Annotated in this window: 25 protein-coding genes; all 25 read left to right on the forward strand. The window is 51.5% G+C overall.

Annotated elements, in window-relative coordinates; all coding sequences use genetic code 11:
• Positions 1–99: 99 nt before the first annotated feature.
• A complete protein-coding gene (gene dpsA, locus DNH61_RS22305; protein WP_111149384.1) occupies positions 100–999 on the forward strand; it encodes a dipicolinate synthase subunit DpsA in 900 nt (299 codons plus the stop codon).
• Positions 996–1,589, forward strand: a complete 594-nt coding sequence (locus tag DNH61_RS22310) for a dipicolinate synthase subunit B (RefSeq protein ID WP_111149043.1) — start codon at positions 996–998, stop codon at positions 1,587–1,589. The genes dpsA and DNH61_RS22310 overlap by 4 nt, the downstream gene beginning before the upstream one ends.
• 96 nt (positions 1,590–1,685) lie before the next feature.
• Entirely contained in the window at positions 1,686–2,720 is a 1,035-nt protein-coding gene (locus DNH61_RS22315; protein ID WP_111149044.1) for an aspartate-semialdehyde dehydrogenase, read from the forward strand.
• A 78-nt stretch (positions 2,721–2,798) separates the two neighbouring features.
• The gene (dapG, locus tag DNH61_RS22320; protein WP_111149045.1) at positions 2,799–4,001 is read left to right on the forward strand and encodes an aspartate kinase; all 1,203 of its coding nucleotides are present in this window, start codon (positions 2,799–2,801) and stop codon (positions 3,999–4,001) included.
• Positions 4,002–4,171: 170 nt separating this feature from the next.
• Positions 4,172–5,044, forward strand: a complete 873-nt coding sequence (gene dapA, locus DNH61_RS22325; RefSeq protein ID WP_111149046.1) for a 4-hydroxy-tetrahydrodipicolinate synthase — start codon at positions 4,172–4,174, stop codon at positions 5,042–5,044.
• Between the two features lie 199 nt (positions 5,045–5,243).
• Positions 5,244–6,923 (forward strand): ribonuclease J, encoded by a 1,680-nt coding sequence (locus tag DNH61_RS22330; protein ID WP_111149047.1) that lies wholly within the window; start codon positions 5,244–5,246, stop codon positions 6,921–6,923.
• Between the two features lie 216 nt (positions 6,924–7,139).
• A complete protein-coding gene (locus DNH61_RS22335; RefSeq protein WP_111149385.1) occupies positions 7,140–7,868 on the forward strand; it encodes a ClpP family protease in 729 nt (242 codons plus the stop codon).
• The gene (locus DNH61_RS22340; RefSeq protein WP_111149048.1) at positions 7,865–8,098 is read left to right on the forward strand and encodes a YlzJ-like family protein; all 234 of its coding nucleotides are present in this window, start codon (positions 7,865–7,867) and stop codon (positions 8,096–8,098) included. The genes DNH61_RS22335 and DNH61_RS22340 overlap by 4 nt, the downstream gene beginning before the upstream one ends.
• A 76-nt stretch (positions 8,099–8,174) precedes the next feature.
• Positions 8,175–10,862, forward strand: coding sequence for a DNA translocase FtsK (locus DNH61_RS22345; protein ID WP_181438823.1), 2,688 nt, complete (start codon positions 8,175–8,177; stop codon positions 10,860–10,862).
• 138 nt (positions 10,863–11,000) lie between these two features.
• Entirely contained in the window at positions 11,001–11,843 is an 843-nt protein-coding gene (gene sleB / locus DNH61_RS22350; protein ID WP_181438824.1) for a spore cortex-lytic enzyme, read from the forward strand.
• A gap of 139 nt (positions 11,844–11,982) precedes the next feature.
• Entirely contained in the window at positions 11,983–13,263 is a 1,281-nt protein-coding gene (yfmF, locus tag DNH61_RS22355; RefSeq protein WP_425452301.1) for an EF-P 5-aminopentanol modification-associated protein YfmF, read from the forward strand.
• A 3-nt stretch (positions 13,264–13,266) separates the two neighbouring features.
• Positions 13,267–14,553 carry an EF-P 5-aminopentanol modification-associated protein YfmH gene (yfmH, locus tag DNH61_RS22360; protein WP_111149050.1) on the forward strand — a complete coding sequence of 429 codons (1,287 nt, stop codon included), beginning with the start codon at positions 13,267–13,269 and terminating at the stop codon, positions 14,551–14,553.
• A gap of 5 nt (positions 14,554–14,558) precedes the next feature.
• Entirely contained in the window at positions 14,559–15,305 is a 747-nt protein-coding gene (gene ymfI, locus DNH61_RS22365) for an elongation factor P 5-aminopentanone reductase (protein WP_111149051.1), read from the forward strand.
• Between the two features lie 136 nt (positions 15,306–15,441).
• Positions 15,442–15,696: a DUF3243 domain-containing protein gene (locus tag DNH61_RS22370; RefSeq protein WP_111149052.1), complete on the forward strand. Its 255-nt coding sequence runs from the start codon at positions 15,442–15,444 to the stop codon at positions 15,694–15,696.
• Positions 15,697–15,900: 204 nt separating this feature from the next.
• A complete protein-coding gene (locus DNH61_RS22375) occupies positions 15,901–16,665 on the forward strand; it encodes a DUF3388 domain-containing protein (RefSeq protein WP_111149053.1) in 765 nt (254 codons plus the stop codon).
• A 20-nt stretch (positions 16,666–16,685) separates the two neighbouring features.
• Positions 16,686–17,621 carry a RodZ domain-containing protein gene (locus DNH61_RS22380; protein WP_181438825.1) on the forward strand — a complete coding sequence of 312 codons (936 nt, stop codon included), beginning with the start codon at positions 16,686–16,688 and terminating at the stop codon, positions 17,619–17,621.
• A 75-nt stretch (positions 17,622–17,696) separates the two neighbouring features.
• Positions 17,697–17,858: a DUF4175 domain-containing protein gene (locus tag DNH61_RS26150; RefSeq protein WP_146241121.1), complete on the forward strand. Its 162-nt coding sequence runs from the start codon at positions 17,697–17,699 to the stop codon at positions 17,856–17,858.
• Positions 17,859–17,989: 131 nt separating this feature from the next.
• Complete coding sequence (locus DNH61_RS22385) at positions 17,990–18,481, forward strand: YajQ family cyclic di-GMP-binding protein (protein ID WP_111149388.1); 492 nt, start codon at positions 17,990–17,992, stop codon at positions 18,479–18,481.
• A 127-nt stretch (positions 18,482–18,608) separates the two neighbouring features.
• Complete coding sequence (rimO, locus tag DNH61_RS22390; protein ID WP_111149055.1) at positions 18,609–19,937, forward strand: 30S ribosomal protein S12 methylthiotransferase RimO; 1,329 nt, start codon at positions 18,609–18,611, stop codon at positions 19,935–19,937.
• On the forward strand, positions 19,934–20,509 hold the full coding sequence (gene pgsA, locus DNH61_RS22395) for a CDP-diacylglycerol--glycerol-3-phosphate 3-phosphatidyltransferase (protein WP_111149056.1): 576 nt from the start codon (positions 19,934–19,936) through the stop codon (positions 20,507–20,509). Before rimO ends, pgsA begins: the two co-directional genes overlap by 4 nt.
• Positions 20,510–20,648: 139 nt before the next feature.
• Complete coding sequence (locus DNH61_RS22400; protein ID WP_111149057.1) at positions 20,649–21,899, forward strand: competence/damage-inducible protein A; 1,251 nt, start codon at positions 20,649–20,651, stop codon at positions 21,897–21,899.
• Between the two features lie 239 nt (positions 21,900–22,138).
• Complete coding sequence (gene recA / locus DNH61_RS22405) at positions 22,139–23,197, forward strand: recombinase RecA (RefSeq protein WP_111149058.1); 1,059 nt, start codon at positions 22,139–22,141, stop codon at positions 23,195–23,197.
• A 148-nt stretch (positions 23,198–23,345) separates the two neighbouring features.
• Entirely contained in the window at positions 23,346–24,035 is a 690-nt protein-coding gene (locus DNH61_RS22410; RefSeq protein ID WP_245948296.1) for a RecX family transcriptional regulator, read from the forward strand.
• Between the two features lie 177 nt (positions 24,036–24,212).
• Positions 24,213–25,751, forward strand: coding sequence for a ribonuclease Y (gene rny / locus DNH61_RS22415; RefSeq protein ID WP_111149059.1), 1,539 nt, complete (start codon positions 24,213–24,215; stop codon positions 25,749–25,751).
• Between the two features lie 75 nt (positions 25,752–25,826).
• A complete protein-coding gene (locus DNH61_RS22420) occupies positions 25,827–26,621 on the forward strand; it encodes a TIGR00282 family metallophosphoesterase (protein ID WP_111149060.1) in 795 nt (264 codons plus the stop codon).
• Positions 26,622–26,638: the final 17 nt, after the last annotated feature.

The following is a 26,638-nucleotide window of genomic DNA, read 5'->3' on the forward strand; positions in this document are numbered from 1 at the left end:
AGGCTGCTGCGGATCGTCCTTTACTTGTTTTTCACCCCCTTCTGGGCGCGAGCATATGATGGTTTATGGCTTATGAAGCACAGGAGAGGAGTGGGATTGTTGCTCACAGGAGTAAATGTTGTTCTGCTGGGCGGAGATGCACGTCAGCTGGAGGTGATCCGCAAGCTGACTGAGCTTGATGCATCGGTAACCGTAGCGGGTTTTGACGGACTTCATACGCCGCTGGACGGGGCCGTTCATGCGGAGCTCGAATGTGAAATGCTGCAGGCTGCTGATGCCCTGCTGCTGCCAGCTGTAGGCACAGATGATGAAGGTGTAATCACGGCCGTGTTCAGTGACAGGGAGCTCAGACTGCTCGATGAGCATATAGCCCGGCTGCCTAAACACTGTAAAGTATATACCGGAATGGCCAAACCATATTTGAAGCAGTTATGTGCCAAGCACGGTATCCAGCTAGTTGAGCTGTTTGAGAGGGATGATGTGGCCATCTTCAATTCCATACCAACTGCTGAGGGTGCCGTTATGATGGCGATTCAGAACACGGATATTACCATCCATGGCTCCAATTCCCTGGTTCTCGGATTTGGCCGGACAGGGTTTACACTGGCACGGACGCTGCAGGGAATGGGGTCGAAAGTGAAGGTGGGCGTACGCCGCGAGGATCATTTTGCAAGAGCGCTGGAAATGGGTTTTGAGCCTGTAGATACCAGCAATCTCGTGCATCATACGGGGAATATCGACTTGCTTTTTAATACAATTCCGACTATGATAGTCACAGCGCAAATTATTGCTAAATTGCCATCTCGCGCCGTCATTATTGACATAGCGTCAAAACCTGGCGGAACAGATTTCCGCTTCGCTGAGAAGCGTGGAATCAAAGCGATGCTCGCCCCCGGACTTCCCGGTGTTGTGGCTCCCAAAACGGCTGGTCGGATTATTGCTGACTGTGTCAGCCGCCTGATCCAGGAAGACACAACGGAGCGGAGGGATGAGCAATGAACTGGCAGGGCATAACGGTCGGGTATGCATTATCCGGGTCGCATTGCACATTTGCAGAGATTATGCCGCAGATCAAGCGGTTTGTAGATGCAGGTGCTAATGTAGTTCCGATTGTCTCACAGACGATTATGACGACGGACACACGGTTTGGAACATCCGCAGAATGGCAGCGTAAGCTGAAGGAGATAACGGGAAACGAGATTATTTCCAGCATTGTGCAGGCCGAACCGCTTGGACCCTCCAAGCTTCTGGATGTACTTATTATTGCGCCGTGTACGGGCAACACCACAAGTAAGCTGGCTAATGCAATGACCGATGGGCCCGTTCTCATGGCCGCGAAATCACAGATGCGCAATGGCAGGCCGCTTGTGCTGGCAATTTCCACGAATGACGGCCTGGGTCTAAATGCAGCCAACATCGCTAAGCTACTTGTTGCCAAGAATGTATACTTCGTGCCTTTCGGCCAGGATAGCCCAGAGCAGAAGCCTAACTCGCTTGTGGCCCGGATGGATTTGTGCCTGGAGGCCTGTGAAGCCGCACTACAGGGGAATCAGCTGCAGCCTCTGCTGGTTGAGCGGTTCAATTATTAATCGTTTTCATAAACATAGGTTTCTATTTGCGTAAGAATGTATCATGGTAAGCCTGCGGCATAGCTTGAAGCAGTTAGAGAGGGGAGACGGAACCATATGTCAAATCAGAAATTGTTTAACGTTGCCGTGGTTGGGGCGACAGGCGCAGTAGGAGAACAGATTATCGGACTTCTTGAGAAGAGAAATTTCCCGATTAACCAGTTGAAGCTGCTGTCTTCCGCAAGATCGGCCGGTACTACAATCAAGTTTAGAGACCAGGACATAACGGTGGAAGAGGCGACGCCGGAAAGCTTCAAAGGTGTGGATATTGCACTATTCAGTGCTGGCGGAGATGTCAGCAAAGCGCTGGCGCCTCATGCAGTTGAACACGGGGCTGTCTGCATCGATAACACGAATGCATTCCGTATGGATCCGAACACACCGCTCGTAGTGCCCGAAGTGAATATCAGCAAGGTCGAGGAACATAACGGTATTATTGCCAATCCGAATTGTTCGACTATTCAGATGGTTGCGGCTCTTAAGCCGCTGTATGACAAGTACGGAATCAGCAAAGTCCTCGTTTCAACTTATCAGGCTGTTTCCGGGGCGGGAAGCCGGGCAATTGATGAGCTGCTTCGCCAGACGAAGGAAGCCTTGGAAGGAAATCCGGTTAATCCTGATATCCTGCCTGTTGGTTCCCTGCCTGTAAAGCACCAGATTGCGTTTAATGCAATCCCGCAGATTGATAAGTTCCAGGAAAACGGCTATACCTTAGAGGAAATGAAGATGATTCGCGAAACGAAGAAAATCATGGGCGACGAGTCGATTGATGTTACAGCGACATGCGTCAGAATCCCAGTCGTTCATGGCCATTCTGAATCCGTATATGTCGAACTGAAATCTGATTACGAGCTGGAAGACGTCAAGAAGCTGTTGTCAGAGGCTCCAGGAGTCACTGTTGTTGATGATATGGATAATCAGCAGTATCCGCTGGCTACAGAAGCTGCCGGCAAGCCGGATGTATTTGTCGGTCGGATCCGCAGGGATCTCGGCAATACCAAAGGTCTAAATCTGTGGATCGTTTCGGATAATCTGATGAAGGGCGCAGCATGGAATGCTGTGCAGATCGCAGAATATATTGCAGCGAAATAGGACTCATCCATTTAACTTCTGATTTCTTAGCTTATAACAGCCGATTGACGTACTTCCCGATTTAGGGAGGACGAAACAGTGGCCATTTTAGTACAAAAGTTTGGCGGTACATCGCTTGCAACGGAAGAAGCCAGGCAGCATGTGATCGAGCATATTAAGCGGGAGCGTGCCAGGGGCTATCAGCTGGCAGTTGTTGTTTCCGCTATGGGACGTAAGGGCTCACCCTATGCTACCGATACACTGCTTACACTTACGAGCGGTTCACAATCAGCCCGGGAGCAGGATTTTCTAATGGCATGCGGGGAAATGATCTCCGCGGCCGTGCTTTGCTCTTTGCTGGAATCCGAAGGTATACCTGCGGTTGCATTAACCGGCGGTCAAGCCGGTATCCGTACGGATAACCAGTATGGCCACGCCCGAATTACCCGTATCGATCCCGCCGCTATGGTCCGTCATCTGGATCAGGGGCGGGTTGTCGTTGTCACGGGCTTTCAGGGGATGACCGATGACGGTGAGATTACTACACTTGGCCGCGGAGGCAGCGATACCTCAGCTACTGCGATAGGTGCAGCGCTGCAGGCGGAAATGGTAGATATCTATACCGATGTTGAGGGAATATTAACGGCCGATCCCAAGGTGGTTGAGAACGCTCGACCGCTAGAAGCGGTTAGTTATAATGAAATCTGCAATATGGCTCGACAAGGAGCCAAGGTTATCCATCCCCGGGCAGTCGAAGTCGCCGCCCAAAGCAATATACCGATTCGTGTGAGGTCGACTTTTTCAGATCAGGAAGGAACATTGGTTTCCTCCAGGCAGACCGGACAGGTGCGAGACGTTAAAGACCGGCCTGTAACCGGCATTGCCCATGTTGCGCCTGTGACCCAGATTACGGTTAGTAATACTGCCGGTCAAGCGGATGTACAGCTAGGTGTATTTCAAGCGATGGCGAAACATCATATCAGTGTTGATTTTATTAATGTCACCCCAAACGGTGCGGTATATACGGTATTTGACAGTGAAGCTGACCGTGCAGTGGCCGCATTGAAGAAGCTTGGCTATGAGCCGGCAGCCATTCGCGATTGTGCGAAGGTATCCGTTATCGGGGGCGGCATGAATGGCGTACCTGGTGTCATGGCCCGCATTGTAGAGGCGCTGACCGAGGAAGGAATCGCAATTATGCAATCAGCAGATTCCAATTCAACGATTTGGGTACTCGTTCGTCAGTCAGATATGATTGCGGCGATCAGAGCGCTCCACACAAAATTCGGGTTGGATCTGTAACAAAAGGATTTACTTACTGATACAGCCGGCAGCAGGCTGCTGCAGGATCCGGCGAATTATTGGCGTTCACCCGGAATAGAGCATATACGAAGTCAGATATGAAGCGTTGCTTTCAGACTAACGGATAAGCGCTCGCTCCGGCGCATGGACACTTCACAGGAGGAGTCATTATGGATTTCGGAAGACTTGTCACCGCGATGGTCACCCCTTTCGACAGCAATGGTCAGATCGACTGGGTCACGACGGAACGGTTAATTGACTATTTGATTAACGAGCAGGAGAGCGACAGCCTGGTCGTAGCTGGTACAACAGGTGAGTCACCGACGCTCAGCGATGAAGAGAAGCTCGAGTTGTTCCGGTTTGTTGTCCGGAAGGTGGGAGGACGCCGTAAAGTAATCGCGGGTACAGGCAGCAACAGTACCGCTCATTCGATCCATATGACCCGTGAGGCTGAGAAGTGTGGGGTTGATGGAGTACTCGTCGTCGTGCCTTACTATAACCGGCCAAGTCAGGAAGGGTTATACCAACATTTTAAAGCTGTTGCGGAAGCTACGTCCCTTCCGGTCATACTATATAACGTACCTGGCCGAACAAGTGTTAACATGTCTGCAGAGACAACGATTCGTTTGGCAGCTATCGGTAATATCGTAGCCACGAAGGACTGCGCTCCTCTGGACCAGATCACCAAGATTGTCACGAGCACGCCAGACAGCTTTAAGGTTTACAGTGGAGACGACAGTACTACCCTTCCTGTTCTTACAGTCGGCGGGTATGGAATTGTCAGCGTCTCTAGCCATATTATCGGCAGACAGATGAAGAAGCTGATTCAGGCGCATCTGGATGGCCGTTCTGAAGAAGCAGCGTCGCTGCATCAAGCCTGTTACCCGGTATTTAAGGGCATGTTTGACTGCCCTCATCCTGTTCCCAATCCGGTTGCTGTCAAATATGCGCTAAGGCAGAAGGGTATGCCGGTTGGCGGTGTCAGGCTGCCGCTGGTCGATGTGACCGAGGCGGAAGCGGCTTTCATCAACAAATTACTGTGATTTTACCCGTAAAGAACCGATGTCTAGCATCGGTTCTTTGTTTTTGGGAACGCTAATAATCCAGCTATCTTTCGGCCTTCACTTGTGTTTTGTCTTTTCAATCATGTATAATGATGTCAAGTGACTGGGTGCGGCAAATCTTTGAAAATCAAATAATGTTTGGATCGACGTCCAACGTATACAGGAGGTACTGATTTACTTGTCTAAGAAGAACAACCAAGATAAGCTGCTTATATTTGCATTGGGCGGCGTCGGTGAAATCGGTAAGAATATGTATGTCATTCAATATGGTAATGACATTGTTGTGGTGGATTCTGGTCTGAAGTTTCCGGAAGAGGACATGCTGGGGATCGATATCGTTATCCCGGATATTACGTACTTGACCGATAATCGGGATAAAGTAAGAGGCATTTTAATAACTCATGGTCATGAAGACCACATTGGCGGGCTTCCATACGTACTTCGTCACCTGAATGTACCAGTCTATGGAACGAAGCTGACCCTTGGTCTGATTGAAGGAAAGCTTAAGGAAGCAGGTCTGCTTGGCGAGACAAAACGAATTCTGATTAATGCGGATTCTGAAGTTCAGCTCGGTACAATCAAAGCTACATTCTTCCGCACAAATCATAGTATTCCGGATTCGGTCGGCGTATGTCTCGATACACCGGAAGGTACGGTTGTGCACACTGGTGACTTTAAGTTCGATCACACACCGGTTAACGATCAGTATGCAGATCTTCAGCGCATGGCTGAGATCGGCAGCAGAGGGGTACTTGCCCTGCTGTCTGACAGCACGAATGCTGAGCGTCCTGGCTTTACACCATCCGAGAGCAAAATCGGAACAGAGTTTGAAGACATCTTCCGGAAAGCAACGCAGCGGGTAGTCGTTGCTACTTTCGCTTCGAACGTGCATCGGATTCAGCAGGTTATCAATGCCGCTATGGCAACCCGTCGCAAAATTGCAGTAATTGGCCGTAGTATGGTCAATGTCGTTACCATTGCTTCCGAGCTCGGCTATCTGAACATTCCGGAGGGAATGATCATTGAGCCTGAGGAAGTAGGCAAGATGGCGGCTGACCGTGTAGTCATTCTGTCGACCGGCAGTCAGGGCGAGCCGATGTCAGCACTGACACGCATGGCGCGTTCGACTCACCGCAAGGTAGATATTCTACCTGGTGATACCGTTATTATCGCGGCTACACCGATTCCGGGCAATGAGAAATATGTGGGAAGAACAGTTGATGAGCTGTTCCGCCTGGGAGCCAACGTCATCTATGGGCCGGGCTCCGTATCTGGCGTTCACGTATCCGGTCACGGCAGTCAGGAAGAATTGAAGCTGATGCTGAACCTGATCAAACCAAAGTATTTTATTCCGATTCACGGTGAGTACAGAATGTTGAGACAGCATGCCCAGCTGGGTGAAGCTGTTGGTGTCGAGCGGGAGAATATTTTCCTGCTGGATAACGGGGATACAGTTGAAATTCAGGGCGGAAACGCCCGCAAAGGCAACAAAGTGCAGGCAGGCAATGTCCTGATTGACGGTCTTGGTGTTGGCGATGTCGGCAATATCGTGCTTCGCGACCGCAAGCTACTGTCCCAGGATGGTATTCTGGTTGTTGTGGTTACACTGAGCAAGCAGGACGGAGCGATTATGTCTGGTCCTGACATTATTTCGCGGGGCTTTGTTTACGTCCGTGAGTCGGAGGGTCTGCTCGAAGAGGCCAACCGGATTGTCACTTCCACGCTTAATAAGCTGATGAGCGACAACGTGAATGAATGGGCATCTCTGAAGACGAACGTGAAGGATGCGCTGGGCCGTTTCCTGTATGAGCAAACACGCCGCCGTCCGATGATCCTGCCAATTATTATGGAAGTTTAGTCTATAACCATTAACTGTTCGAAAGATCCCGACCCGGTTCCAATAGAACAAGCATTTGCAGCTTTATGGTAGCTTCTTCGGAAGTTCGCCATAAAGCTGTTTTTGTTTGGTATAAAAGACGCGCTTGATTCCATACTATGACAAGCCGCACCATAAAGGGTTAAATAGGGAGGAATTGAGATGACAACCGAACATGAAGCGCAGCAGCAGTTTACTATGGAGCAGCCAGATCCTGGCCCTGTTCCTATGGATCCGAGCAAGGTAACCAACCCGATTGTTCAAACCATCCAGCAGCTTGGGCAGACATCCACGCCTGCTGCTGAATCAAACCTGTTCTGCATGACTATCATTGGCCAGGTTGAAGGCCATATGGTACTGCCCCCGCAGAACAAGACAACCAAGTATGAGCATTTGATCCCTCAGCTCGTGGCAGCCGAGCAGAATCCCAAGGTGGAAGGTATCCTCATCGTATTGAATACGGTTGGCGGGGATGTGGAGGCTGGTCTTGCAATCGCAGAGATGATCTCATCCCTGACCAAGCCTAAGATTACATTAGTTCTCGGCGGCGGCCACTCGATCGGAGTGCCGATAGCGGTAGCAGGGGACAAGTCATTTATTGCCGAAACGGCAACAATGACCATTCACCCAATCCGGTTGAACGGGCTTGTAATAGGCGTTCCGCAAACCTTCGAATATCTTGATAAAATGCAGGAGCGTGTCGTTCGGTTCGTCACTTCGCATTCGAACATCTCCGAGACGCGTTTCAAGGAACTGATGTTCAAGACCGGGGAATTAACACGCGATATTGGGACAACGGTTATTGGCTCGGACGCGGTGAGAGACGGCTTGATTGATGCAGTGGGAGGGATTGGTCATGCCATTGCAGAGCTTAACCGCCGTATTGACGAGCGCAGGCAGGGCCAGCCGGGGGGGACCCTGCAATGACACTTCATACAATCCTGCCGCTTGAGGTTGTGCTTCAGGGCTTTCACCAGCAGAATGAGCACAAGCCGACAATTGAGCTGCATTCGGGCGATATGAAGCTGGAGCTGGAACCGGTGTACCCGGGAATCGGCAAGATTGTCCGCATCATCGAATGTCCGCTACATCACTACTTAAAGCCTGAGCTGTCTCCCGGTATGCTGTACACCTACGGTCCGCAGTTGAAAGGATAACGATTTTGCATTCAGAGCCAAAGACGAATAGGAACATCTGTCCTCTTATGGTATAATCGTATACCAGAGGTGACCGATGTTGGCTAAACGGAAGAGAAAGAAGAAATCGATCGGCGCGCAGCTTAAATATGAAGTGTACGGTATTCTGCTTATTACCGTTTCGGTAATTGCCTTGTCGGGAGAAGCTGCCGTGGGACGTTCGTTGTCCAAGCTGGCCGGCCTTCTGCTCGGCAAGTTTTATTTTGTCCTGCCGCTAATAGGGATTTATATTGGTCTTGCCGTTATGGTAAAGCGGACATGGCCGAGTGGATGGTCGAACCGCAAGACGGGTATTGTCCTGACTGTGCTTGCCTTGACGCTGATGAGCGCTATATCTGAAATCGACCGGAAGCTGGCGCCGACCGGGATGCTGTCCAGCGGTGCGATCCTGCATCAGCTTGGCAACGATATTAGAGGCGCACTGCTGACAGCCGCTGTACCGGGTGACGGCTCGATGCTGAACAAGGATATAAGCGGCGGTTATGCGGGGGCAATTCAATATTCGCTGCTGTACGCGCTGTTCGGATATTTCGGCGCGAAGTTTATCATGATTGTGATGTTTGCCATATCCTTCATGCTGATGACGGGGAAGTCATATGTTGAGCTGGCCAGGATGCTGAAGCAGCGCGGAGGCCGGATGATCAAGCTGCTGAGGCTGAAGATGAACGCAGGCTCGTCCGCCTCGCAGGCGGTTCAGACTGTTCCGAGGAGAAAAGCCGGCAAGGATCCGGACGTTCCGCTTATGGTCCTGGATGATGATGAAGTGATGGACGACGACGATACCTTCGAGCCGCTTCCGGAGAGGAAGCGTAAGCCTTTGTTTTTCAATATGTTTCAAGGGCAGAAGAGAGCACCAGATCCATCAACTGAGTATGCCGCAAGGCAAAGCGGAGAGCCGCTGGAGTTTGATGACGACCAGGATGAAGCACCGCTGTTTGAACAGCAGCAGAGTACCTGGCCGCAGGATAAGTACGGAGCTGAACCAGTGGATGCGCCGGGATTCCCTGATTATGGAGATAGCGAAGAGGGGGCACGACCAGCAGAAGCGGAAACTACGCCTTGGGTGGAGGCTGAAGAACATCAGGTTCAGGGAGAGCCGGCGGCAGCTCATTGGCCGGACTCGCTCGCTCCGCCTGCACCACTTGCTGATGCCGCAGGCTCCCTCGAGGACGGCGGGCAGGATGATGTGGATCCAGGTACGGACTTGCCATCTGACGCTGTCAGCAGCCCAGTTCAGGCTGTACATAATGGACAGGCTCCATCTTCATCTCTAGCGGCAGAAGCAGAAGGTCCGCCGCAGCTGTCCAGACCCTACCTGCTGCCGCCACTCGGTCTTCTTGCGAAGCCTCAGCATGGCAAGTCAGGCCCTGCCGATACATCGGATTCCAAGCGCAAGCTTGAGATGACCTTGGAGAGCTTCGGAGTTAAAGCAAAGGTTCTGGATGTCGTTCGGGGACCTGCCGTAACCCGTTACGAGGTACAGCCCGCCACTGGCGTGAAAGTCAGCAGGATCGTCAGCCTGACCGATGACATCGCACTGGCGCTGGCCGCGAAGGATATCCGGATGGAAGCGCCAATTCCCGGTAAATCGGCCATAGGCATTGAAGTTCCGAACACTGAGGTCTCGATGGTGACCATGCGTGAGGTGATGGAGACTGCAGCCTTCCAGCAGGCTCCCGCCAAGTTGTCCATCGCGTTTGGACGGGATATTTCCGGGCAGCCGATTGTCGGCAATCTGGCCAGGATGCCGCATCTTCTGGTCGCCGGTGCAACGGGCTCGGGTAAATCCGTCTGTATTAACGGGATCATTACTAGCATCCTGTACAAAGCGGCGCCCGATGAAGTGAAGTTTCTGATGATCGACCCGAAGATGGTCGAATTGAACGTCTATAATGGCATACCGCATCTGCTTGCGCCAGTTGTAACCGATCCCCGTAGAGCTTCGCTCGCTCTCAAGAAGATCGTCGTTGAGATGGAGAAGCGGTATGAGCTCTTCTCCAAGTCGAGTACCCGGAATATTGAAGGCTACAACACCTTGATGAAGGACAATCCGTCAGCAGTGCTTCCGTATATCGTCGTTATTGTTGATGAGCTGGCGGATCTGATGATGGTTGCAGCCGGAGATGTCGAGGATGCCATAACCCGTCTGGCTCAGATGGCAAGAGCAGCGGGCATTCACCTGATCATCGCTACCCAGCGTCCTTCCGTGGATGTCATAACGGGTGTAATTAAGGCCAATATTCCGTCCAGGATCGCTTTTGGTGTTTCCTCCCAGGTGGATTCCCGTACCATTCTGGACATGGTAGGCGCCGAGAAGCTGCTTGGCCGCGGAGACATGCTCTTCCTGCCGGTTGGCATGTCCAAGCCGATACGTGTACAGGGCGCCTTCCTGTCCGATCAGGAAGTGGAAGCAGTTGTTAACTTCTCCCGGGAACAAGCAGAGGCGGAATACAAGGAGGACTTGGTTCCAGAGATTGATGAGAGTACAATGGCGGAGCAAGATGATCTGGATGAGCTGTTCGATCAAGCTGTACAGATTGTAGTTGAAGCCAAGCAGGCCTCAGTGTCTCTGCTGCAGCGGCGTATGCGTGTGGGATATACCCGGGCTGCCAGACTGATTGATCAGATGGAGGCCAAAGGTATTGTCGGACCATATGAAGGAAGCAAGCCGAGAGAAGTACTGATGTCCATTGAACAAATGCAAGCCAGCCGTGTAACCTCGTGAGGAAAACCTCATGAGGTTTTTTCTTGTCGTGGAGTGGTGGAAACATCAGTGATATTTGCATAGGTTCGACAGCGATACAGCATACTATGAACGATTCACAGCTACTCCATTATGCGATAGAAAGGCTGAATTAAAAGCATGAGAATTCGACTGATTATCGTAACTGCTGTCATTGTGAGCCTGCTGTTCGGTGCTTTTACAATCCAGCAATTCGGCAAGAGGATGTCAAGCGAAACGTTCAGCAACGCAACTCTGCAGCTAGGCTCAACAGGCAAAGATGTCTATGAGCTGCAGGGCAGGTTAAAATACTTGGGCTTCTATGATGGGAAAGTGGATGGCCAGTTTGGCCCGAAAACCCAGAATGCAGTTACCTGGTTTCAATGGAGATTTGGCATGAAATCAGATGGGATTGTAGCCGGCAAGACCAAGCTGAAGCTGTGGGAGGCAACGAAGAATTGGAAGCCTACTGCAGATGAACTGCCGCCCGCTGCTGGAGGCACTGGCGGCACAGGCAAGGCTGCAGGCAACCGGGCTGGAGGCGGCAATACCGGCGGTGGTGGGGCAGGCGCTGCCACGGGCCAACGCCAGGGCGGGACCAATTTGGCACGCTCGAACCATCTGGGCTTGTCAGATAATGATATCCGGATCATGGCAAATGCTGTTTATGGCGAGGCGCGCGGCGAGCCGTATGAAGGTCAGGTAGCGGTGGCAGCTGTTATTCTCAACCGCGTCACTTCCCAGAGCTTTCCGGATACCGCATCCGGGGTGGTATTCCAGCCTCGCGCCTTCACAGCGGTAGCAGACGGGCAGATCTGGCTGACTCCTAACGAACGGGCACGGCAAGCCGTTCAGGATGCTATCAACGGCTGGGACCCATCGGGAGGCTGCCTGTACTATTTCAATCCGGATACTGCCACTTCGGCATGGATTTGGACACGTCCGCAGGTCAAGAAAATCGGGAAACATATATTCTGTATGTAGTCTCAGCAGAAAAGTGAGCAGCCCGCCCGCCACAGGAGCGGGTTGCTTCTTGCATTTACGATAGGTTAGAATGAACGTATCCACTGAGATGGAAAGGTTTGTATTTTTCGATGATATGATGCGAAAGGGAGCTGAGGGCGTGACTAAAGCAAGTATGGAACGGGGACAGTTGAACCGGATCAGGCTCCATGTAATGCCGACCAAACGGTTCAAAACATTCGCCATTGCGTTATACGCCGGTGTGCCGCTCGCAGAATCTTCCGTTACGAATGCGGCGCTCATCCCTTTCGTTCTTAGACGGGGAACGGCATCTACACCGGAAACAAAAGCATTTCGTGAACGACTGGACGATATGTATGGAGCGGGCTTCGGATTTGATGTCTTGAAGCGCGGAGATTCCCAGATCGTACAGCTTCGTATGGATGTTATACATGACAGGTTTGTATCCTCCGGCGATTCACTGCTTGCCGCTTCGCTGCGTTTCCTGGGTGAGGTTGTTACTGACCCGGCTCTGGAGAATGGAGCGTTCCGGGCCAAGTACGTGGAGGCGGAGAAGAACACGCTGAAGAAAAAGCTGGAAGCGATTATCAACGATAAAATCCGCTATGCGGCCGAGCGCTGTCTGGAAGAGATGTGTGAAGGTGAGCCTTATCGCCTGCATGCGCTGGGTAGAATAGAGGATCTGGACGGCATAACGCCGGAATCTCTGCATGCCTATTATCAGGAATGGCTGCAGCATGCCACATTTGACTTATATGTATGTGGGGATACGACGCTGGATGAAGTGAAAGCCCTTGTCGCTGAGTCGTTCAAGATGCCAGCAGGCGCACCTAGTCTCTATGGAATGCCGAAGACCCGCTATGAAGCGAAGGAGCCGAAGACGGTTGTCGAACGCATGGAGGTCGGGCAGGGCAAGCTGAACATGGGCCTTAGGGCGAATGTGGGCTACAGCGATCCCGAGTATCCGGCTGCACTGATGTATAATGGCATACTCGGCGGCTATCCGCATTCCAAGCTGTTCCTGAATGTTCGTGAAAAAGCGAGCCTCGCTTATTACGCCGCTTCCCGGTTTGACGGGCATAAGGGATTGCTGACTGTTCAGTCTGGCATTGAAATTGACAACTATGAACGTGCAACCAATATTATTAAAGAGCAGCTGTCTTCGATGGAGAACGGTGACATTAATGAGCTGGAAATGTCCCAGACGAAGGCGATGATCGGAAACCATCTCCGCGAGCTGCAGGATTCTGCCTTTGAGATCATTGCGTTTGATTTCAACTCCGTGCTGTCAGGCAAGCAAAGAACGGCTGCCGGACTGCTTGAAGCAGTCGAAGCTGTAACTAAAGATGATATCGTACGTGTCGCTAAACAGGTGAAGCTGGATACGATTTATTTCCTGCGCGACGAGAAGGAGGCATAAGCGGTGGAAGCGATTGTGTATCCTGCTGTACAGGAAACGGTTTATTACGAGAAGCTGCCAAACGGTCTTGAAGTATACGTGCTTCCCAAAGAGGGTTTCCAGAAAACATATGCGACCTTCTCGACGAAGTACGGGTCGGTCGATAACCATTTTGCGATAGGAGACGGCGAATTCACGAAGGTCCCGGACGGCATTGCGCATTTTCTGGAGCATAAGATGTTTGAAGAGCCCGAAGGCGATATATTTGCCACCTTTGCTTCCCAAGGCGCATCGGCCAACGCATTCACAAGCTTTGACCGTACCGTGTATTTGTTCTCCGCTACTCAGCAGATTGAAGACAATTTGAACACACTGCTTGATTTTGTCCAGCATCCTTATTTTACGGACGAGAATGTGGAGAAGGAGAAAGGCATTATCGAGCAGGAAATCAATATGTACCGGGACAATCCGGACTGGCGGGTATATTTTGGCCTGATTGATGCCATGTACCACAACCATCCTGTTCATATCGATATTGCCGGGACTGCCGAGTCCATTGGGAAGATTACGAAGGAGACGCTGTACCGCTGTTATGAAACCTTCTACCATCCGTCAAACATGATTCTCTTCGTCGTTGGCGGGGTGGAGGCGGAGAAGGTTATGCAGCTGATCAGGGATAACCAGGCGAAGAAGACGTTTGCGGAGCAGGGGGAGATCAAACGGAGATTTGATGAGGAGCCCGTTTCGGTAAAACAAGCAAACGCAGCTATCTCACTGCCGGTTTCGCTTCCTAAATGCCTGTTCGGTTTCAAAGAAAAGGAGCTGCCGAATACAGCGGAGGAACTCGTTCGAAAGGATATCACCACCAAGCTGATGCTGGAATCGATCATGGGCTCAAGCTCCTCGCTGTATCAGGAGCTGTATGACGATAATTTGATATCCGATTCCTTCGGCAGCGAATACAACGCCAGCCTGGATTACTGCTTCTCAGTCATGGGCGGAGATACACGTGATCCTGATGAGCTGCTGAAGCGAATCCGTGATGCTGTCGATTCCCTTAAGGAGAAGGGGATTGAACAGGAGGCTTTCGAGCGTACGAAGCGCAAGCGCGTAGGCGGGTATTTGAGAATGCTGAACTCTCCCGAAGCGATTGCTAATGAATTTACGCGCTACCGGTTCCGGGATGCCGATCTGTTCGAGCTGCTCAGGGTCTATGAATCAATAGGAATTGAAGAGGTTAACAGCCGGCTCAAGGAGCATTTTGACTGGGCGCAGATGGCTGTTTCGATTGTCAGGAAGGAGCAGGCTTAGTAACTATGAAACCTTTGAACGAAATGACAGTCCTCGTGACCGGGGGGAGTAAGGGGATCGGGGCTGCCATTGCCAGCCGGTTTGCGGCTGAGAGTATGAATGTCGTCATTCATTACCTGAATTCGCATGAAGCTGCGAATGAGACGGCACGTAAATGCATGCGTTCCGGTGCGAATGTGATGACGATATCCGCGGATATCCGCTCCCGCGAGCAGCTCCTTCGGATGAAGGATAAGCTGGAACAGCGCGGAATGATCCCGGATATAGTCGTAAATAATGCAGGCATATCACATTTTGGCATGCTATCCGATGTGACGGAAGATACGTGGGACGATGTAATGGCCGTGAATCTGAAGGGAATGTTCCTGTGCACACAGATGTTTATGCCTGCGATGGTGAAACAGCGCTATGGCAGGATCATCAACGTCTCTTCCATATGGGGGATGTCAGGTGCTTCTTGTGAAGTGCTGTATTCAACCACCAAGGGCGGCATGAATGCTTTTACGAAAGCGCTGGCGAAGGAGCTCGCCCCTTCAGGGGTAACGGTGAATGCCGTAGCCCCAGGTGCTGTGGATACGATGATGCTCGACAATCTGGAGCAGGCGGATAAGACGGCCCTGCAGGAAGAGATTCCTGCAGGGCGCTTTGCCCAGCCGGATGAAATCGCTTCGCTCGTCTACTTTCTCTCGCTTCCCGAGTCGAGCTACATAACCGGCCAGATCATTAGTCCTAACGGCGGCTGGCTAACCTAAAGCCGGCATTTACACGTAAGGTCAGGCTGAAACTTTTCCATGTCCTTATTCGTCGAATAATTATAGCCTGTAAGGCCACACTAGAACTGTTGATCATTCCTTTATTGTACCAGTAAACCCGAGGAGGATGAGGAACATGACAACCGTTCTGACAAAGTTTGATCACTGGAAGGAATTTCTCGGTGAGCGTGTGCAAGCGGCTAAGCGTATTGGTTTGACTGAAGAAACAATCACGAAGCTTGCCTTCGAGATCGGTCAGTTTCTGGATGAGAAGGTTGATCCCAAGAATGATGAAGAGCGCGTCCTGAAGGAGCTGTGGGATGTAGGCGACGAGTCTGACCGCAAGACCATTGCCAAGCTGATGGTAAAGCTGTCGGAGAACAACGCTTAACCACCCTTTGTTGCAGAGAAGCCTCCCGGTTTAGGGGGCTTTTCTGCAATCTTTTGCAGGCGGGCTTGTATATTTGAACGAATCAATTTTTTTAATTACGAAGCATGGCGAAAAATGTAGAAAATAATGCTATAATTAAGCAAGTCTTTAGATTTTATTCGCTAATGGCTACCTACTATTATAAATTCACCTATGGGGTGCAGCATGGAAGATAAGCAGTGGTACATGGAGTACAAAATACATAAGAACCGGCCAGGTCTTCTTGGCGATATCGCCTCGCTGCTCGGTATGCTTGAAGTTAATATTATGACGATAAACGGGGTAGAGGACCGCACGCGAGGCATGCTCCTGCAGACCGATGACAGCGAGAAGATCGAGCTGCTCGGCAAGATGCTGAAGAAGGTTGACAATATTACGGTTAATGCGCTCCGGCCTCCGAAGCTTGTTGATATTTTAGCGGTCCGTCATGGCCGTTATATTGAACGGGATTCCGATGACCGCAAAACATTTCGTTTTACAAGGGACGAACTTGGTTTGCTGGTTGACTTTTTGGGTGAATTGTTTAAAAGAGAAGGAAACCAGGTGGTTGGACTTCGCGGAATGCCGCGGGTAGGGAAGACGGAATCCATCATAGCAGGCAGCGTGTGCTCCAACAAGCGTTGGGCATTCGTCTCTTCAACCCTTCTGAGACAAACCGTTCGCAGCCAGCTCTCGGAAGAGGAAATGAACCCGAACAATATCTTTATTATTGACGGTATTGTCAGCACCATCCGGTCTAATGAAAGGCACTTTTCGCTGCTGCAGGAAATTATGGCGATGCCGGCAACGAAGGTGATTGAGCATCCCGATATCTTCATCAAGGAATCACATTATGACTACGGGATATTCGACTGCATTATCGAGCTTCGCAACACGCCGGATGAAGAAATTACGTATGAGACGTTTACGTCCAACTATAACGATCTATAATGACAAGAGGGGGTGAGCGCATGTCAGAACTAGGCAATCTCCTGAAGAATGCCCGCGAAGAGAAAGGCTATTCCCTGGAGGATATTCAGGACCTTACGAAGATCAGGAAGCGTTATCTCGAAGCGATAGAGGAAGGGAATTATGCCGTACTGCCTGGCAACTTCTATGTGCGGGCTTTTGTAAAGAATTATGCGGAAACAGTTGGGCTTGATGCGGAGGAAGTACTTTCGATGTATCAGCAGGAGATACCGTCAAAGGCATCAGAGCCCATTCCGGAACAGCCCATCATACAGAAAAGACGTTCCGCACGTTCCTCGGACCGGTTCAGCAAATGGGGCTTCCGGATTATGATGTGGTCCTTCCTGCTTCTGATCGGAGCGGTGGTTTATACGTATGTTGTAAAGCAACCAGAAGGAGAGGCCAACCGGATTGTTGACGACTCCAAGATAACAGACCGTGCTGAAGCGCCCGATCCTGCTGCCGAAGACCCAGGGGCAGAGAACACTGGCAGTGGCAAATCCAATGCCAATGCGGACAACACCGGACAGGGGGCAGATGCTCCATCATCTGACACTAACGGGGCCGCAGAGGAACCGGCTGAGACCGAGCCTGAAGAAGAAGCAGTCACAACCATTACTTTCGTCGAAAGTGTGGGCAATTCCACGGACAAGATGGCCTTGAGCACTGGTGGTGTCCACAAGTATGAGATTTCCGTTACAGGCGACGGTAACAAGAGCTGGGTGGAGCTGCGCAAGAACAACCGGACTGGTGAAAAGCTGGTCTTCGAAACGATATCCGGGCCTAACACCGTAACCCGGGAGGTTGAAGGCACCGTCTACATGAGTATCGGCAATACGACCAGTGTAGAAGTGAAGATCGACGGTGTGCCGCTTGATCTTGGCGGCAAGGTTACGAAGCGTTTTATTATTGAACCGGCTGCAGCAGCAGCCGAATAGGGACTGAATAGAATAGTCCGCTTGCGGGAATGATGATGAACGACACCATTTCATGACAAGCGGGAGGTACAGCATATGACTGTCAGTTGGATCGTTGCCGGTCTGGGCGTTGTGGTCAGCCTTTTGGGCTGGTACATGTCACCTAGCGCCTGGGGATACGGCATTCTGGGATTCGGCCTTGCACATATCGTGCTTGGCGTTCTGGATATGTTTCGGAATCCTGTACGTGCTCGTTAAGCTTGTTCAGCTGTTTGAGAAGGCTCTCCATAGGAGGGCCTTTTGTGCTGCCCGCCATTTGCATCCGCCCGGCAGGATCATGTATAATTTTGGACACAAGAACATATGTACCGCTGAAGGAGCTGTTGAATTTGAGTTCGGAAAATTCCTTTGATATCGTGTCCAAGGTAGATATGCAGGAGCTGAGCAACGCAGTGCAGCAGGCGGAACGGGAAATTGAGACCCGCTTCGACTTTAAAGGCAGCAAGAGCAGCATTGCGCTTGAGAATGAAGAGCTTGTTGTCGTCTCGGACGATGACTATAAGCTGAAGAGCGTGATTGATATTTTACAAGGGAAGATGGTAAAGCGCGGCGTTCCAATCAAGAACCTTGAGTATGGCAAAATCGAGCCGGCTTCCGCGGGGACCGTCCGGCAGAGAATTAAGCTCAAGCAGGGGATTGAGCAGGATGCTGCGAAGAAAATCAATATTCTGATCCGCGATTCCAAGCTGAAAGTGAAAAGCCAAACCCAAGGCGACCAGATTCGGGTAACAGGCAAGAGCCGTGATGACCTGCAGGCGGTCATGCAGCTGCTGCGCGGAGCCGATCTGGGAATTGAGCTTCAGTTTACCAATTACCGCTAATCGCAACCCTCCCGAAACACCGTATCGGATACGGCCGGGAGGGCTTTTTGCTTTTTTGACACGCAATTCAACGATGTATTATACTTGTTTAGAACGTTTAGGGGATTAGATTTGGGGGACTTCAACAATGACAGAAAGAGTGAAAGTAGTCACGCTTGGCTGTGAGAAGAATCTGGTCGACTCGGAGATCATGTCGGGACTGATTCATCAGCGCGGCTATCAGCTGGTTGATACGCCTGAGGATGCGACAGTTATCATTGTTAATACTTGCGGCTTCATAGATGCTGCCAAGGAAGAGTCCGTTAACACGATTCTGGATATGGCGGATTTGAAGGAGAGCGGAAGGCTTAAGGCATTAATCGTATCCGGCTGCCTGACACAGCGCTACAAGAAGCAGTTAATGGAAGAGATGCCAGAGATCGACGGGATCGTCGGAACTGGCGATTTTCACGATATAACCACGATAGTGGATGAAGCGCTGCGCGGGAAGAAGCCGGTTCGGGTTGGCAATCCGGCCTTTGATTACGACCGGGACCTGCCGCGTCAGGTGACAACCCCTCGATATACAGCTTATGTTAAAATTGCTGAGGGCTGTGACAACGCCTGCACGTTCTGCAGCATTCCAATCATGCGGGGGAAATTCAAGAGCCGCTCGATCGAATCCATTCTCGGAGAAGTCCGGCAGCTGGCCGCTCAAGGCGTGAAGGAGGTCAGCCTGATCGCGCAGGATTCCACCAATTACGGCACGGACCTGTACGACCGCTTCATGCTGCCTGAACTGCTGAACCGTGTGAGTGAGGTAGAAGGGATTGCTTGGGTTCGTCTGCATTATGCGTACCCTGGATTTTTCACGGATGAGCTGATTGATGCCATTGCCGACAACCCCAAGATTTGCAAATATATTGACATGCCGCTTCAGCACAGTGAAGACCGGGTTCTCAAACGGATGCGGCGGCCCGGACGCCAGCGCGACGTGCGTGAGCTGGTAGCCAAAATCCGGTCCCGTATTCCTGAGGCAGCTATCCGCACATCGATCATCGTCGGGTTTCCGGGTGAGACGGAAGAAGAGTTTAACGCTTTATGTGATTTTGTGCGGGAGCTCAAATTTGACCGCCTGGGCGTGTTCACTTATTCCTGTGAGGAGGACACTCCTGCTTCAAGGCTGCCGGACCAGGTGCCTGATGAAGTGAAGGAGTGGCGAGCCAATACGCTGATGGAGATTCAGCGCGATGTCTCCAAGGATCTCGGCAGCAAGTATATCGGCCGGGAGATTGACGTGTTAGTAGAGCGTTATGACGGCCGCAGTGATGTCTTCATTGGCCGTTCCCCTTACGATGCGCCGGAGATTGACGGAGAAGTCTTTATATCGGGCTGCAGACCGGAGATTGGGGCCATTCAGAAAGTTCGGATAACGCATGCGTATGAGTTTGATCTCTCCGGGGAGGGAATTGCGTGAACCTTGCCAACCGTATAACGCTTGCGCGCATATTCCTGGTGCCGATCATCATGTTTTTTCTGCTTGTGAATCTGAATTTGGGGCGGCTCTCGGTGGGAGAGTTCTCGATTTCGTATACTCAGATCGTAGCCACCCTTATTTTCATTATTGCCGCCAGTACTGACGGGTTGGACGGTTACATTGCCCGCAAGAACAAGCAGGTAACGAATCTTGGCAAACTGCTTGATCCGCTTGCTGATAAGCTGCTTGTTGCGGCTGTACTCATTTCCCTTGTCGAAATGGATAAACTCGAAGCCTGGATCGCCATCGTCATTATTAGCCGGGAGTTTGCAGTAACAGGCCTGCGGCAGGTTGCGCTGCTTGAGGGTTCTGTCATGGCGGCAAGCAAATGGGGCAAGTGGAAAACAGCGGTACAGATCACGATGATCATTGCCCTGCTGCTTAATAATTTTCCGTTTGCGTTTTACGGTATTCCATTTGACCGAATTGCCACCTGGGCTGCCGCTTTGATTACGGTGTATTCGGGGATTGACTACTTTGTCAAAAATAAAAACGTTATCCCGCTCCGGTAAACGCGGGTAATGTCTCCAATCGGAAGCGTGTGAACGCTGCAGCATGCCGTTTGGTCATCTTGACATCATTCCTGGCGGAATGATGTTTTTTATAGGCTAGAGGCAGGCGGACGATTCATTACATAACAGGAGGGCCAGGATGAAAGCAGAAATAATCGCCGTAGGTACCGAGCTGCTGCTCGGACAGATCGTGAACACGAATGCGCAGTACCTTTCCCAAGGTCTCGCGAACCTGGGGATCGATGTATATTATCAGACTGTAGTGGGGGATAACGCCGCAAGGCTGCAGCAGGCCATTGAAACGGCACGCTCCAGAGCGGATCTGCTGATCTTCACCGGTGGTCTCGGCCCCACGCAGGACGATCTGACCAAGGATGCGCTTGCTGAATTACTGGGCAGGAAGCTGGTCATGCATGAGCCGTCTATGGCCAAGATTGAGAAGCTCTTCTCCTCGCGCGGCATGCATATGGTGGAGAGCAACCGCCGGCAGGCACTTATGGTTGAAGGGGCGGAAGCCCTGGATAACGAAACGGGGCTGGCAGTCGGGAATGCACTGACGGCTGATGACAAGCATTATCTGCTGCTTCCTGGTCCGCCCCGCGAAATGAAGCCGATGTTTGACGGACCCGCCTCGGATTGGCTGCGCCGCATCAGCGGACGTACGAATGCTTTGTACTCCCGTATTCTTCGTTTCTCGGGTATCGGTGAATCCTCTCTTGAGGCCGCTCTGCTCCCGTTGATTGAAGGACAATCCGATCCTACCATTGCTCCTTATGCGAAGGAAGGAGAGGTAGCTATAAGGCTGTCCACCAAGGGCGTCAATGAGGCGGAGGCCTATGCCCGGATTGACGGTATGGTGAAGCAGATCGAGGCGCTTGTCGGACAATATCTGTATGCCAAAGAGGATATCCCAATTGAACAGGCAGTCGTTAATCAGCTTCGCAACAGCGCCCAGACCGTTGCCACTGCAGAGAGCTGCACAGGAGGCCTGCTGGCCGAGCTTCTTACAAGTGTTGTTGGCAGCAGCGGCGCATTTGGCGGAGGTGTCATCACCTACACGAACGCTATGAAGCACACTCTTCTGGGCATACCTCTTGGCCAGCTGGAAGGTGAGGGGGCACCTGGAGCCATAAGTGAATCGACTGCAGCGCTCATGGCTGAGCGGATTATGGAGACGGCGGGAGCGGATTTCGGTGTGTCGATTACGGGCGTAGCGGGTCCGTCAAGCTCGGAGGGCAAACCGGTTGGTCTAGTCTACGTGGCGATTGCTGCTAAGGGTCTGGACACAGAAGTCCATGAACTGCAGCTCAGCGGCAACAGGGGCGTAATCAGGCTGCGTGCCGTTAAGAGTGCGCTGTTCCGCTTGTGGAAGAGAATGAGTGGGATTTGACGAAAGTGTGAACGGCATTGTCAAAATATAGCGGCCTGGCTATAATAATAAACAGATGACGGAAGAACCGTAGCGAAGATTACTTTGCTGCGGTTTTTATTTTTTGTGGTTAGGATTGGGTAATGAATTAGGCAGGACTGTTGTCCAGAAAAAAAGCGAATGTATGTTCGAAAAAATGCTTGGCAAGGGCCTCGAAATGAGGTATGATTTAAATATCACGGAATAAGGATGTGAGTGTGTTGTCTGATCGTCGCGCTGCATTGGAAATGGCATTACGCCAGATAGAGAAGCAATTCGGTAAAGGTTCCATTATGAAATTAGGCGAGCATGCCGGTATGCAGGTTGAAACAGTACCGAGCGGATCGCTCGCATTAGATATTGCCCTTGGTATTGGTGGTTTGCCAAGAGGCCGCATTGTTGAAGTATACGGACCGGAATCCTCCGGTAAGACGACAGTGGCGCTTCATGCCATTGCGGAAGTGCAGCGTGTGGGCGGACAAGCCGCATTTATCGATGCCGAGCATGCCCTGGATCCTCTGTACGCAAGCAAGCTGGGGGTTAACATTGATGAGCTGCTGCTCTCCCAGCCTGATACGGGTGAGCAGGCTCTTGAGATCGCTGAAGCGCTGGTGCGCAGCGGTGCAGTCGACATCATCGTCATTGACTCTGTGGCCGCGCTCGTGCCGAAAGCCGAGATCGAAGGCGAGATGGGGGACTCTCATGTCGGCTTGCAGGCTCGTCTGATGTCTCAGGCCCTTCGTAAGCTGTCAGGCGCCATCAGCAAGTCTAAGACGATTGCCATCTTCATCAACCAGCTTCGTGAGAAGGTAGGCGTGATGTTCGGCAATCCGGAGACAACGCCGGGCGGCCGTGCATTGAAGTTCTATTCCAGTGTAAGGCTGGAAGTAAGACGTGTCGAGACGATTAAGCAGGGCAACGACATGGTGGGTAACCGTACGCGCATCAAGGTTGTGAAGAATAAGGTGGCTCCACCGTTCAAGCAGGCTGAAATTGACATTATGTACGGCGAGGGCATCTCCCGTGAAGGAAGTCTTGTCGACATCGGTACGGACCTCGATATCGTCCAGAAGAGCGGCGCCTGGTTCTCCTTCAATGGCGAACGTCTTGGCCAAGGCCGTGAGAATGCCAAGCAGTATCTGAAGGATCATCCAGATGTCGCTGAGGTTATCGACCGTCAGATCCGTGAAGCTCACAACCTGACAGGCAGTGTTGTCACGGTTACGGAAACACCGGATGATGAGGAAGAGCTGGAAGAAGAGTTTGAAGGACTCGTATAATCCGTAATTATTCAGGAAGCAAGGCACCTTTACGGAGGTGCCTTGTTTTGGCATGGAGGGGGAATATGGTCTCGGCTCGTCACATGAAGGATAAGTTCATACGATCAGGCCGGGCAGGATTGGTATCAGGAGGGAGTCAGTCGTATTTATGCACATCGAGTCTGAAGATGGAATGTTTCAGATTGTCACCGTCACTCAGCTGCGTAAGCAGAAGGGACGGTATGCGCTTTATCGGGACGGGGAAGAGGAGCCTGTTCTGTCCGTCCATGAAGATATAATGATCAAATACCGGCTGCTGAAGGGCGCTTGGGTGAAGGAGTCAGATCTCCCCTTCATTAGGGCGGAGGATGACCGTCATCGGGCCTATTCGCTTGCGGTAGCCTATCTGGGTGCCAAGCCGAGGACCCGGAAGGAAATTGAACGGTACCTCGCACGCAAGGAACTGGAACCGGAGATTATAGCGTTGACCGCAGACCGCCTGGAAGCCGAGCGGTTCGTGGATGATGCCGATTATGCGGTACAGTTTGCCAGACAGCGGGCGCGCAGCCAAGGCAAGGGCAGGCTGAGGATCAAGCAGGAGCTTCTGCAGCGGGGGATCAGCCGCACACAGGCGGCTGATGCTGTTGAAGCACTGGATCCGGGTGCTGAGCTGGAGGCTGCTGTTAAGGCAGCCTCGAAGAAATGGCCCTACGTGAAAGGGGAATTCAGAGAACGGAAAATGAAGCTGTCGCAATTTCTGATGCGGAGGGGTTACACCGGCGAGACTGTCAGGCAGGCCGTTCAGGAGGTCGTCCGTGAATTAGATGAGCCGGATGATACGGATTGGCTTGACAATTGAATTTGCGAACGGATAAAATAACTCTGTATTCCTTTCTATTTTGAATCGATTTTCCTTCCAAAAATTGATTCAGATCGATTATTTTCGACTAAGCTGCAAACAATCGGTATGGAAACCGGCTGGAAAACCTAATATTATCCAATGCTTTAGCCTTGGTGCAACGAGGAGGTGAGAAAGATGCTAGAAATCTGGATCCCGGTCGTTCTCGTTGTTGGCGCGATTTTCTTTGGGGTAGGTTATTATGTTCGAAAGTCGATTGCCGAAGCCAAAATTTCCAGTGCGGAAGAAGCCGCCGGGCATATCGTAGAAAACGCCAAAAAAGAAGCGGACGCACTGAAAAAAGAAACGGTGCTCGAAGCAAAAGATGAAGTCCATAAACTCCGTACCGAAGCAGAGAAGGATATCCGTGAACGTCGTAATGAAATTCAACGTTTGGAAAGACGGCTGCTGCAGAAAGAGGAGTCCCTGGATCGAAAGCTTGAAGCGCTAGAACGCAAAGAAGAGCAGGTAGCCAACAAAGAGAAACGGATCGAGGAAACGCAGGAACAGATCGACTCGATTTATAAAAAACAAACAACCGAGCTGGAGAGGATCTCCAACTTGACGATGGAGGATGCTAGACAAATCATTCTCACGAACGTCGAGCAGGAAGTCCGTCATGAGACAGCTCAAATGATTAAAGAAATTGAGCAGCAGGCGAAGGAAGAAGCCGACAAGAAAGCGCGGGATATTATCTCACTGGCTATCCAGCGCTGCGCGGCGGACCATGTGGCGGAGACTACCGTATCTGTCGTATCCCTGCCTAACGAAGAGATGAAAGGCCGGATCATCGGCCGTGAAGGACGTAACATCCGAGCACTCGAAACATTGACCGGTATCGATCTCATTATTGACGATACGCCGGAAGCGGTCATATTATCGGGATTTGATCCGATTCGTCGGGAGATTGCGCGTACATCCCTCGAGAAGCTTGTGGCGGATGGACGAATTCATCCGGCACGTATCGAAGAGATGGTTGAGAAGTCCCGCAAAGAGATCGATGAGCGGATTCGCGAGTACGGTGAACAGGCAACCTTCGAGGTTGGCGTTCATGGCCTGCATCCGGATCTGATCAAGATTCTCGGCAGATTGAAGTACCGGACAAGCTATGGACAGAATGTGCTCAAGCACTCGATGGAAGTTGCTTATCTGACCGGTCTTATGGCAGCCGAGCTTGGTGAGGATATTACACTGGCAAGAAGAGCCGGTTTGCTGCATGATATCGGCAAAGCGCTTGATCATGAAGTCGAAGGCTCTCATGTTGAGATCGGTGTCGAGCTTGCGAAGAAGTATAAGGAGCATCCGGTCGTCATTAACAGTATCGCATCCCATCACGGCGATTGTGAGGCCACTTCGGTTATAGCGATGCTCGTCGGTGCGGCTGACGCCCTGTCGGCGGCACGTCCGGGAGCCCGCAGGGAGACCTTGGAGACCTATATCAAGCGTCTGGAGAAGCTTGAGGGCATTACGGAATCGTTCGAAGGTGTTGAGAAATCGTACGCAATCCAGGCTGGACGCGAAGTGCGCGTAATGGTCCAGCCGGATAAGATTGATGATACGGAAGCATTCCGTCTGGCACGCGATATAACGAAGAAGATCGAGAATGAACTTGATTATCCGGGACATATTAAAGTTACGGTTATTCGTGAAACGCGGGCGGTCGAATACGCCAAATAAAATGGTCCGTACAGGACACACCGAAAAGTGGCTGGTTTCCAGCCACTTTTCGGTGTATTAGAAAGAGGTTCTGCAATGAAAGTATTGTTTGTTGGTGATATCGTCGGGAATACGGGGCGCAGCGCACTGAAGCAGGTGCTTCCGTCTCTGCGCAGCAAGTATAATCCTCATATTATTATCGTGAACGGTGAGAATGCGGCTGCCGGACGCGGGATAACAGGAGCGATTGCACGGGAGTTCTTTGAGTGGGGCGTGCACGGCATTACGATGGGTAACCATACATGGGATAATAAGGACATCTTTGAGTGGATTGATGATGAACCCCGCCTGGTTCGTCCGGCTAATTTTCCCCCGGGAGCACCAGGCCAGGGAAGTGCCTTGATTAAGGCCAACGGCAAGTCGCTGGGTATCATCAACCTGCAGGGCAGAACCTTCCTGCCGCCGATTGATTGTCCGTTCCGGGCAGCAGATGAGCTGATCGCCGAGCTGAAAGAGAAGACATCCTGTATCCTTGTTGATCTTCACGCCGAGGCCACCTCGGAGAAGATTGCAATGGGGTGGTATCTGGATGGACGGGCATCTATTGTAGTTGGTACCCATACGCATGTGCAGACAAATGATGATACCATCCTTCCGAATGGCACGGCTTATCTGACCGATTGCGGTATGGTCGGCTCCAAGGAAGGTGTTCTCGGGATGGAGCGCACAGCTGTTGAGCACAGGTTCCTGACCCAGCTCCCTGTCCGTTTCGTGGTGGATGAGGGCAAATGGCATTTCCATGCCTTAATTGCAGACCTGGATGAGCAGACGGGCCGCGCGAATTCGATCACGAAGATCCGGCTTACGGAAGACGAATGGCTGCTCATGTAGCTTTGCTAGCTCTAACA

Origin of the sequence: Paenibacillus sambharensis (assembly GCF_003233845.1) — a bacterium.
GTDB lineage: Bacteria > Bacillota > Bacilli > Paenibacillales > Paenibacillaceae > Paenibacillus_I > Paenibacillus_I sambharensis.

Coding starts and splice junctions, on each gene's coding strand:
- rimO (WP_111149055.1), top strand. CDS start 18,609: ATGACAGAAAGAGTGAAAGTAGTCACGCTTGGCTGTGAGAAGAATCTG.
- DNH61_RS22420 (WP_111149060.1), top strand. CDS start 25,827: ATGAAAGTATTGTTTGTTGGTGATATCGTCGGGAATACGGGGCGCAGC.
- sleB (WP_181438824.1), top strand. CDS start 11,001: ATGAGAATTCGACTGATTATCGTAACTGCTGTCATTGTGAGCCTGCTG.
- rny (WP_111149059.1), top strand. CDS start 24,213: ATGCTAGAAATCTGGATCCCGGTCGTTCTCGTTGTTGGCGCGATTTTC.
- DNH61_RS22380 (WP_181438825.1), top strand. CDS start 16,686: ATGTCAGAACTAGGCAATCTCCTGAAGAATGCCCGCGAAGAGAAAGGC.
- DNH61_RS22370 (WP_111149052.1), top strand. CDS start 15,442: ATGACAACCGTTCTGACAAAGTTTGATCACTGGAAGGAATTTCTCGGT.
- DNH61_RS22375 (WP_111149053.1), top strand. CDS start 15,901: ATGGAAGATAAGCAGTGGTACATGGAGTACAAAATACATAAGAACCGG.
- DNH61_RS22315 (WP_111149044.1), top strand. CDS start 1,686: ATGTCAAATCAGAAATTGTTTAACGTTGCCGTGGTTGGGGCGACAGGC.
- DNH61_RS22345 (WP_181438823.1), top strand. CDS start 8,175: ATGTTGGCTAAACGGAAGAGAAAGAAGAAATCGATCGGCGCGCAGCTT.
- DNH61_RS22400 (WP_111149057.1), top strand. CDS start 20,649: ATGAAAGCAGAAATAATCGCCGTAGGTACCGAGCTGCTGCTCGGACAG.
- DNH61_RS26150 (WP_146241121.1), top strand. CDS start 17,697: ATGACTGTCAGTTGGATCGTTGCCGGTCTGGGCGTTGTGGTCAGCCTT.
- DNH61_RS22340 (WP_111149048.1), top strand. CDS start 7,865: ATGACACTTCATACAATCCTGCCGCTTGAGGTTGTGCTTCAGGGCTTT.
- DNH61_RS22410 (WP_245948296.1), top strand. CDS start 23,346: ATGCACATCGAGTCTGAAGATGGAATGTTTCAGATTGTCACCGTCACT.
- ymfI (WP_111149051.1), top strand. CDS start 14,559: ATGAAACCTTTGAACGAAATGACAGTCCTCGTGACCGGGGGGAGTAAG.
- DNH61_RS22335 (WP_111149385.1), top strand. CDS start 7,140: ATGGAGCAGCCAGATCCTGGCCCTGTTCCTATGGATCCGAGCAAGGTA.
- DNH61_RS22310 (WP_111149043.1), top strand. CDS start 996: ATGAACTGGCAGGGCATAACGGTCGGGTATGCATTATCCGGGTCGCAT.
- dapA (WP_111149046.1), top strand. CDS start 4,172: ATGGATTTCGGAAGACTTGTCACCGCGATGGTCACCCCTTTCGACAGC.